Here is a 7,443-nt window from a genome sequence, read left to right as displayed (position 1 = left end):
CAACACCAGCGGAATTTCAAAACCTGCGGCGGCGATGGCTTTCAAGGCGGCGGCGGCAAAATCGGGCGTACCGGCAAAGATGACTTTCATGTTGTGTCCTTGTGGAAATGGTTTGAATGGGCGCGTTGGGCAAACTGTTTCAGCTGAAAAGGCCGTCTGAAAGATTGAAAACCGAAGTCTGCCTTCTGTTTTGTCTTTTCAGACGGCCTTTAAGCGATGCTTAGGTCAGATGGTGTGTTTCTGACGTTTTTTCAGTTTGGTTTTGATGCGGCCTTGTTTCAGCTGCGACAGGTGTTCGACAAACACGATGCCCATCAGGTGGTCCAATTCGTGCTGCACGCAGATTGCCAACAGGCCGTCTGCTTCCAGCGTGAATTTCTCGCCTTTTTCGTTCAAGGCTTCGACTTTGACGCGCTCGGCACGGGTCACGGTATCGTAAATGCCCGGCACGGACAGGCAGCCTTCTTCGTAAGTCGTCTCGCCGTCTTTTTCGACAATAACGGGATTGATGAACACGCGCGGCTCGCTGCGGTCTTCGGTCAAATCCATCACGACGATGCGTTCGTGTACGTCGACTTGAGTGGCCGCCAAGCCGATACCGCGTGCTTCGTACATGGTTTCAAACATATCGGCAACCAATGTCTGGATGCGCTCGTCGATTTTTTCAACAGGTTTGGCGACCGTGTGCAAACGCTCGTCAGGGTATTGGAGGATGTTCAGTAAAGCCATAATATTCTCGTTTTATAAAGCTGATGTGTGATTTTCATACAGATTTGGATTCCGCCGCCACAATCTCCTGTCATGACAGCAACATTCAATGCTAAAATAACGCCGAAAAATGTTAAGATAGCGCGACAGAGGCCGTTCGTTATCGTATTGATGGATGGGCGGCAGTTTCGCAAACTCCAGCCTTCTCTATTTATCATCTGAAGACAAACCAAACCGATTTCAAGGGGAACGGTTATGCAACAACGTATTATAACCCTGCTTTGCATGGCAGGCATGGCTATTTCTGCCCACACTCAGGCAGCTTCTTTAAAAATCCGACCCAATGCGCCGCAACGCTACGTCGTTAAAAACGGCGATACCTTGTGGGGTATTTCCGGCAAATATCTGTACAGCCCGTGGCAATGGAACCGCCTTTGGGGCGCCAACCGCAACGCCATCCGCAATCCGCATCTGATCTATCCGGGGCAGGTGTTGGTTTTACGCTACGTCAACGGCCAGCCGCGACTGGGTTTTGAACACGCCCAAACCCGTTCAGACGGCATTCCCGTGATCAAACTGCATCCGCGCGTACGCGAAACTTCCGGCTACGGTATTCCAACTGTCAACGTCAACCTCTACCGCATGTTTATGAAACATCCGCAGATTATCGCTCCGGAAGAAACCGCCAACGCGCCGCGCCTTATTGCAGGCCCCGACAACCGCGTCCTCTACACCCAAGGCAACCGCGTGTACGCATACGGCCTGACCGAACCCGGCCGCTACCTGACCTACCGCGTCAATAAAAACATCACCGATCCGGAAACCGGCAAATTCCTCGGCCAAGAAGTCGTGTTCAGCGGCATCGCCAACACGCTGCCTTACACCGACTCCGCCTTGGAACACCGTACCCGCGCTTCTGACGAAAAACTCAAAAGCAACGAGTATTACACCCAAGTCAACAAAGTCATGAAGCTGCGCACCCAGTCCGCGCAACCTTTGGTTATCGAAGAAGCCGTTTCTGAAATCCGCAAAGACGACTATCTGCTGAAACTGCCCGAAGGCCTCGACAGCTTCAATGTGATGCCTCACGCCCCTGCCCGTCCGATTCAGGCCAAAGTCGTTTCCATCTTCGACGGCGTGGGCGAAGCCGGCCAGTTCCAAACCATTACTTTGGATAAAGGCGAACTCGACGGTTTGGACAAAGGCACGGTGGTCAGCCTCTACAAACGCGGCCGCCAAGTCCGTGTGAATCTGTCCAACAACCTGATTCGCAAGCCGAAAGACAAAGATACGGTTGAATTGGTTTCCATTCCAGCGGAAGAAATCGGGTTGGCAATGGTGTACCGCACATCCGACCATCTGGCCTCAGCCATTATTTTGGAAAGCCTGAACAGCGTTTCCATCGGCGATACCGCCTCCGAGCCCGGCCGCGATTTGGACAATATGGCCGATGAAAAAACCATGGACAAACCGGCCGAAGACGAACAGGAAAGAGAAATCGAACTGGAAGTCCGCAGCTGATTGAGCTTTCTTAGCAGCCATCCAGCAAACAAAGGCCGTCTGAAAACCTGTTTTTCAGACGGCCTTTTGATTTCCGCCCATTAAATAAAATTGGTAACACGTTGTTTAAAGCGCAAACAATATCTCATGTCTTCAGCTATTTATCAGCTCTCCCCTTTTCTATTGTTTTCCCGTTCTGCCATTCCAATCAGAAATATGAAAAGCCCGATACGCTATTTATTGCCTGTTGATTGTTCCATCTGTTCCTGCCAATCAAAAAGGCCGTCTGAAATCTTCAGACGGCCTTTTTATCCACAACTCAAATCCGATTATTTGAATTTGTAAGTGTATTGCAAGCCCAAGATGTCTGCTTTGTTTTTGAAGCGTGCAGAAGATGCACCGCGGCTGTCTACGTCGTTGCCGCTGGCTTTGCCGGTGCGGTAAACCGTGTCATTGATGTGGATATGGCTGTACGCCGCATCGATGACATGATTTTTGCCCAGTTGATATTTAGCACCAACGGAGAACCAGATACGGTTGCCGTCAGGCAGGCTGTTCATGCGGTCTTCGGCGCTTTTAACCGGTGATTTGTCGAAAGCGATACCGGCACGCAGTTGCAATGGTTCGGTAACTTGGTAAGAGCCGCCGAATGCGACTTTATAAGTGTTGCGCCAGTTAGGCGTGATGACGGTACGGTCAGATTTGCCGTTGACAACGTTTTTGGTATTTTCAAACACCAGCTCGGCTTTGTTGAAGCGGCTGTGCCGCGTCCAAGTCACATCGCCGAACAAATTGGTTTTGTCTGTAGCGCGGTACATACCGTGAACGGATAAAGACTCAGGCGTGACGATTTTGACGCTGGCTTTTTCGTTCGGCACATAACCGCGTGCAGCCATTGCACCCAAGTCCCAAGCGCGTTTTGCATATGCGCCGTCAGCTTCCCAATCGGCAGTGCCTTTCAGCGTATGCGATACTTTGGAACGATAGTTCACACCCACGCGTGCGCGGTCGTTGATGTCCCACATCCACGCCAGTTGATAGCCGAAGCCCCAATCGTGGCCTTTTACATCGGCATGACCGTCAGCCTTGCCGGTCGCATCGACAGCAACGGGACGGCCTGCTTGACGGGAAGCCAAGCCGCTTGCCAACTGGCTGATGGCGCCAGAAGCGTCCCAGTCGGAGTATTTGCGCAATTCGGCTTTGGAATATTGGGCAATCAAACCGGCACCGACGGCGTGCTGCTCATTCAGTTTCCATGCGACTACCGGCTCGATGGCAATGGTGGTCAAACCCAGTTTGTTGATGTTGTGGCGCAATACGGAATCTTTTTCATATTCGGTTGCAGAGCCGAAGGGAACGTACACGCCCAAACCCAAAGTGACATCGTCGCTGGCTTTGTACGCGCCATAGATATGCGGAGCAACGGTGGTTTCGGTAATTTTGCCGCTGGTCGAACCGCTGACATCGGCACCCGTGCGGAAGTGTTTTGCAGATTCCGCCTCATAGTGAATGCTTGGGAAAACGATATTGGCGTTGACGGAAATTTGGCTGCTGTCAAGTTTGCTCAAACCGGCCGGGTTGTAGAAAATGGTTGATGCATCGGCGGCTTCGGCGGCGGCGGCGTTGGCCGTGCCTTGTGCATTAACGGATTGTGTGCCGAAGTGGTAGCCGGAGGCCTGGACGGCGGTAGATAACAGTGCTGCGCTTAAAATAAATGCTGTTTTTTTCAGATTGAAATGAATCATTTTGGTTTACCGTGAAAGTAGCGGACAAAGAAAAAGGCCGTCTGAAACGTCCTTTATTGATTTAGTATAGGCACTCAATTCTATACTACATCATTATTTTTGCCTAATCTTTTCTTTTTTTACACAAAAAAAGCAGGCTAAAACAGCCTGCTTTTCCAATCATCGGATCACTGCAATTATTTGACCTGCAACACTTCCAGCGTATTGGTCGAACCGGATTCGCGCATTTTCGAACCGCTGGTGATGATGTATTGGTCGCCGCTTTGGAGGATTTTGTGTTCTACCAGCATGGCTTCCACTTCGTTCAGCGCGGTATCGTGGTCGGTACTGGTGGCCAAAATCAACGGACGCACGCCGCGGTACATCGCCATACGGCGTTGTGCTGAAACACTCGGCGTCAGGGCAAAAATCGGCAGGGTGATGTTGTGGCGGCTGACTTCGAAGGCGGTCGAGCCGCTTTCAGTCAGGGCAACAATGGCTTTGGCGTGAACTGCGCGCGCCACGCTAACCGCACCGCCGGCAATCGCCAAGTTGGTGCTGACGGCTTCGGGATACTCGACCTGTTCGGCAACGCCGTTGAGTGAATCTTGTTCTTTTTCCGCAGCCGCACAAATAATCGCCATTTGGCTGACGGTTTCAAACGGATACGCGCCGACGGCGGTTTCGGCGGAACACATCACCGCATCGGTACCGTCCAATACTGCGTTGGCCACATCGCTGACTTCCGCGCGGGTCGGTACAGGATTGGTAATCATGGATTCCATCATTTGAGTTGCGGTGATGCTGAAGCGGCGCAACTCACGGGCGCGGCGGATCATGCGTTTTTGCAGGGCAGGTACGGCGGCATGGCCGACTTCCACTGCCAAGTCACCGCGGGCAACCATAATACCGTCGCTGGCAAGGATGATTTCGTCCAGGTTTTCAATGGCTTCTACGCGCTCGATTTTGGAAACCAAACCGGGGCGTACGGCGGTGCTGCCTTTCATTTCTTCTTCGACTTTGGCGCGTGCGATGTGCAAATCTTCGGCAGATTTCACAAAGCTGATGGCCAAGTAGTCGCAACCGATGGCAATCGCGGTTTTCAAGTCGCGGAAGTCTTTTTCGGTCAACGCACCGGCAGACAGGCCGCCGCCGCGTTTATTGATACCTTTGTTACTTTTCAGCACATGGCTGTTTTCCACCCTTGTAATAATCTTACTTCCTTCAACCGCTTCAACGGTCAAAGTCAACAGGCCGTCGTCCAGCCACAAAACATCGCCGGCAGCGACGTCATTGGGCAAATCGCGGTAGTCCAGGCCAACCGCTTCGCGTGTGCCTTCGCCTTCAAGCGCGGCATCCAAAATCAAGGTTTCACCCTTATTCAGCTCGATGCTGCCGCCTGCAATTTTACCCACGCGGATTTTAGGTCCTTGCAAGTCGGCGAGGATGGCGATTTCCTGACCCGCACGTTTCGCGGCTTCGCGTACGATACGGGCATTTTCTTCATGAAACTCCGGCGTACCGTGGCTGAAATTGAAACGGACGACATTAAGGCCGCCGACACGGATCATGTCTTCCAACAATTGTACATTGTTGCTGCCCGGACCCAGTGTGGCGACAATTTTGGTATTGTGGCTGATACGGGTTAAATCACGTTGCAATTGGCTCATGTAAACGTCCTTTCCTGTTGATTTCACGTTTGATAATGAAGAGGATTGTACTCTTAATGCAATAATGTTGGCGTAAAATTACATCATTTTCTGACTTAAACTAAATTTATTTTTGCATTAACCTACTTTCCTATCGGATACAATATACCCTCACGTCGTCATGTTTAATTTTCAGACGGCCTCAATCATCCGAATAGAATACTGAAATATCCGACCGATCCATGAAACGTTTTTTGACTCCTCTGCCCATCGGCATCGTTTTGGCCGACCTGATATACGGTTTCGTCCTGAATGTGATGCAAGGCTTAAACTTGCAACAAACTGCATCCAACCAGTCCGGCACGCTTTCCGTTACGCCCGACATCGCCTTCAACAGCCTGCAAATCGTCGCCAACGGCGGCATGGTCTGCATCATCGGCTTCGGTTTGATTGTTTTGTTCCAACTCAACCGCGCCGTATTACGCCGACAAATCCTGCCCATCGGTATTTTCCGAACCCTCGGCCTGTTGGCTGTTTTGGCATTCAGCATTTCGTCTTTATGGGAATGGTTGCATGCCGCTTTGTCGCTGCTTTCCGGCCGCAATGTTTTAAACTTCAGCAACCCGCGTTATCTGGTTACCGCAACCTGCATGCCCATTATTGCTTTCTTGTGCATCTTGCGCCTGTACAATTGGTATCGCCTGCATCGGACTGTTGCCACCGACGACACCTCCGCTACCCTCTAATCAAGCTGCAAAAAGGCCGTCTGAAACAGAAAAACCTATTTCAGACGGCCTTGTCATTATATGCCTCAACGTTGATGGCTGATTTCTACACCGGCCTTAATCTCGCCATACATTTGCGAGCTGCCTTGCCCGCTGCCTGATGCGCAGGCCGCCAAACTCAGTGCCAAAACAACCGCAGTCAAAATCTTCAACATTGGATTCCCTCTTTCCACAAAAATTATTTCGGGTCGCAACGGAAATGGTACGCACAAATTTCAAATCCGTTTTTGAAGTAGAGACGATGCGCATCTGCACGGTCATGGTTCACATGGACATTCAGATGGATTTTGGTTGCGCCGGTTTCCGCACCGATTTTGCGTACTTCTTCCAACAAGCGCGAAGCATAGCCTTTTTGGCGGCATTGAGGCATGGTCACGATGTCGTCAATATGGATATGGTAACCGCTGGCCAAGTTGTACGCGGCATGGAAACCGCATACGGCTACGGCATTTTGTTTGCCTTCTTCAAAAATGCCCAGCAGGCGGTAGCCGGTTTTACGCTGATGTTCGTTGATTTGTTCGACAAAACGGTGAATATCGGTCAAAGAAGAACGCAAAATGCTCAATGCCGCAAAAGCGGTTGCAGTTTCTTCCGGCGGAATTTCACGTAATACGCCGACCACAGGCGCGGCAGCTTGAGGCTCAGGCTGGGTATCGGCCGCTTCGGCACGCTCGGCGGCGTGTTTTTCTTCAATCGCCTGCGCCAACAAAACGCGCTCGACCGGCACTTCGCCCTGCTGCTTGCTTTCCTGCTCTTTGAGTAAGGCTTTGCAGTCAATCACGCGCAAATCATTATCCGCCGCAAAGTCCATCAAGAAACGGAACATTTGCGGATTGTCTTCTTCCAACTTTTTATCGACCGCTACACAACGGACATTATCCACCAAAATCGGGCGCACCCAATTAGAATAGGAAAGGCGGTTGTCTTTAGTAAAGGAAGACAAAATACCACACAGGCGCTCCGCCCAGTCGCTTGGTCGGAAAATCTTGCCTTTGCTGGTCGTACCATGGATCACAACTTCATAAGGATTACACACTAACATAAGCAGCTTCCTGAGAGTAAATGGCTGAAGGAATA

At 51.1% G+C, this 7,443-nt stretch carries 7 protein-coding genes; 2 read left to right on the top strand and 5 right to left on the bottom strand.

Annotated elements, in window-relative coordinates:
• Positions 1 to 225: 225 nt before the first annotated feature.
• Entirely contained in the window at positions 226 to 729 is a 504-nt protein-coding gene (gene def / locus ACTHUT_RS11675; RefSeq protein WP_003678675.1) for a peptide deformylase, read from the bottom strand.
• 234 nt (positions 730 to 963) lie between these two features.
• On the opposite strand from def, the gene ACTHUT_RS11670 reads away from it, so the two are divergent.
• Positions 964 to 2,229, top strand: a complete 1,266-nt coding sequence (locus ACTHUT_RS11670; RefSeq protein ID WP_003749229.1) for a LysM peptidoglycan-binding domain-containing protein — start codon at positions 964 to 966, stop codon at positions 2,227 to 2,229.
• Positions 2,230 to 2,537: 308 nt separating this feature from the next.
• Here ACTHUT_RS11670 and ACTHUT_RS11665 read toward each other — a convergent pair whose 3' ends face one another.
• Both ACTHUT_RS11665 and pyk read right to left on the bottom strand, forming a co-directional pair.
• Positions 2,538 to 3,953 carry an OmpP1/FadL family transporter gene (locus tag ACTHUT_RS11665; protein ID WP_440386605.1) on the bottom strand — a complete coding sequence of 472 codons (1,416 nt, stop codon included), beginning with the start codon at positions 3,951 to 3,953 and terminating at the stop codon, positions 2,538 to 2,540.
• A 176-nt stretch (positions 3,954 to 4,129) separates the two neighbouring features.
• Positions 4,130 to 5,602 carry a pyruvate kinase gene (gene pyk, locus ACTHUT_RS11660; protein ID WP_049348624.1) on the bottom strand — a complete coding sequence of 491 codons (1,473 nt, stop codon included), beginning with the start codon at positions 5,600 to 5,602 and terminating at the stop codon, positions 4,130 to 4,132.
• 221 nt (positions 5,603 to 5,823) lie between these two features.
• Between pyk and ACTHUT_RS11655 the strand changes: the two genes are divergently transcribed.
• Entirely contained in the window at positions 5,824 to 6,327 is a 504-nt protein-coding gene (locus ACTHUT_RS11655; RefSeq protein WP_440386606.1) for a hypothetical protein, read from the top strand.
• Positions 6,328 to 6,392: 65 nt separating this feature from the next.
• Here the strand turns inward: ACTHUT_RS11655 and ACTHUT_RS11650 are convergent, their stop codons facing one another.
• Together ACTHUT_RS11650 and ACTHUT_RS11645 are read right to left on the bottom strand one after the other, a co-directional pair.
• On the bottom strand, positions 6,393 to 6,521 hold the full coding sequence (locus tag ACTHUT_RS11650) for a hypothetical protein (protein ID WP_440386607.1): 129 nt from the start codon (positions 6,519 to 6,521) through the stop codon (positions 6,393 to 6,395).
• 23 nt (positions 6,522 to 6,544) lie between these two features.
• Positions 6,545 to 7,408: a GNAT family N-acetyltransferase gene (locus ACTHUT_RS11645; protein WP_070836923.1), complete on the bottom strand. Its 864-nt coding sequence runs from the start codon at positions 7,406 to 7,408 to the stop codon at positions 6,545 to 6,547.
• Positions 7,409 to 7,443: the final 35 nt, after the last annotated feature.

This window comes from Neisseria sp. P0022.S010 (assembly GCF_051956635.1).
The sequence above is the reverse complement of the archived record's forward strand: the minus strand, read 5'-3'. Positions and strand labels throughout refer to the sequence as shown.

What these genes read in the sequence shown, in the direction of transcription:
- ACTHUT_RS11665 (WP_440386605.1), bottom strand. Translation starts at nt 3,953, where the DNA reads ATGATTCATTTCAATCTGAAAAAAACAGCATTTATTTTAAGCGCAGCA.
- ACTHUT_RS11645 (WP_070836923.1), bottom strand. Translation starts at nt 7,408, where the DNA reads ATGTTAGTGTGTAATCCTTATGAAGTTGTGATCCATGGTACGACCAGC.
- pyk (WP_049348624.1), bottom strand. Translation starts at nt 5,602, where the DNA reads ATGAGCCAATTGCAACGTGATTTAACCCGTATCAGCCACAATACCAAA.
- def (WP_003678675.1), bottom strand. Translation starts at nt 729, where the DNA reads ATGGCTTTACTGAACATCCTCCAATACCCTGACGAGCGTTTGCACACG.
- ACTHUT_RS11650 (WP_440386607.1), bottom strand. Translation starts at nt 6,521, where the DNA reads ATGTTGAAGATTTTGACTGCGGTTGTTTTGGCACTGAGTTTGGCGGCC.
- ACTHUT_RS11670 (WP_003749229.1), top strand. Translation starts at nt 964, where the DNA reads ATGCAACAACGTATTATAACCCTGCTTTGCATGGCAGGCATGGCTATT.
- ACTHUT_RS11655 (WP_440386606.1), top strand. Translation starts at nt 5,824, where the DNA reads ATGAAACGTTTTTTGACTCCTCTGCCCATCGGCATCGTTTTGGCCGAC.